Source organism: Streptomyces sp. MS191 (genome assembly GCF_008042125.1).
Classification (GTDB): Bacteria; Actinomycetota; Actinomycetes; order Streptomycetales; family Streptomycetaceae; genus Streptomyces.
Genome location: NZ_RDBI01000050.1, coordinates 1 through 1,217, shown reverse-complemented (window position 1 = coordinate 1,217; position 1,217 = coordinate 1). Strand labels below are relative to the sequence as shown.

Here is a 1,217-nt window from a genome sequence, read left to right as displayed (position 1 = left end):
GCTCCCGCTGTGGACCGCCGCCACCGTGACCGTGGTGATCTGCCTCTTCCCCGTGTACTGGATGGTCGCCACCGCGCTCCGGCCCTCCCGCGACATCCAGTCCTACGACCCCCGGCTGCTGCCCCGGGAATGGACGCTCGACCACTTCCGGCGGGCCGTCGACGCGGACGGCTTCGGCCTCTTCTGGCGCAACAGCATCCTCGTCACGCTGAGCGCGGTCCTCCTCGCCCTCCTGACGGAACAACTGGCGGAAGTAGAGGACCAGCACGCCGCTCATCAGCAGGACCGTGAGCATCGAGGCGGCGGAGCCGAGGTCGTACCGCTGCTGGGAGAGTGCCGTCTGGACGGCGTACACCGGCAGAATGGTGGTGGCGTCGCCCGGGCCGCCGCGGGTCATCACCCAGATCTGGACGAAGGCCTTGAAGGTCCAGATGACCTCCAGCGACAGCACGAGCATGAAGATCGGCCGGAGCAGGGGGAAGGTCACCGAGCGGAAGATGCGGGCGGCGCCGGCGCCGTCCATCCGCGCCGACTCGTACAGCTCGGCCGGGACGGTGGTCAGGGCCGAGTAGAGGGTGATGGCCGCGAACGGGACGGACTGCCACACGACGAGGACGACGACGATGGCGAACGCGGCGCCCTCGTGGGCGAACCAGGCGTAGCCCTCGAACGAGTCGAGGCCGAGCCCGGTGAGGGTCTCGTTGACGATGCCGAACTCGGAGTGGAACAGCCACTGGAAGACGGTGGTGGCGGCCACCACGGGAACCGCCCAGACCAGTACCAGGGAGCTGAGGACCGTCGTCCTGCCGATCCGGCCCAGCCGCTCGATCATCAGGGCGACCAGCGTGGCGAGGACCATGATCGCCACCACGTCGACCGCCATGAACACGAAGGTGCGCCGCACGACCTCCCAGAAGCGGGGGTCGGCCAGCAGGGTGCGGTAGTTGCGCAGCCCCACGAACTCGGCGTCGCCCAGGATGAGCTGGCGCAGCCGGAAGTCCTGCAGCGAGATGAGGATCGCGCGGGCGAGTGGATAGAGCAGCAGGTAGAGCATGCCCAGGACGGCCGGGGCGATGAGCAGGTAGGGCCAGGGGGATCCGCCGCTCGTACGGTGCGGGGCGGCGGTCCCGGCGGGGCGCCGTGCCGGGTGGCGGCTTGCGGAGCGGGGCGCGATCCGCTCTCGGACGGTCGACACGGCGCCTCCTCGTCTGGGGGGG

Annotated in this window: 2 pseudogenes; one reads left to right on the top strand and one right to left on the bottom strand. The window is 70.2% G+C overall.

Annotated elements, in window-relative coordinates:
• Nucleotides 1–235: pseudogene (locus EAO71_RS39060) on the top strand (carbohydrate ABC transporter permease); the annotation flags it as partial.
• Here EAO71_RS39060 and EAO71_RS22185 read toward each other — a convergent pair.
• Nucleotides 224–1,195, bottom strand: a pseudogene (locus tag EAO71_RS22185) (carbohydrate ABC transporter permease); the annotation flags it as partial. The pseudogenes EAO71_RS39060 and EAO71_RS22185 sit on opposite strands and share 12 nt — an antisense overlap.
• Between the last annotated feature and the right edge of the window lie 22 nt (nucleotides 1,196–1,217).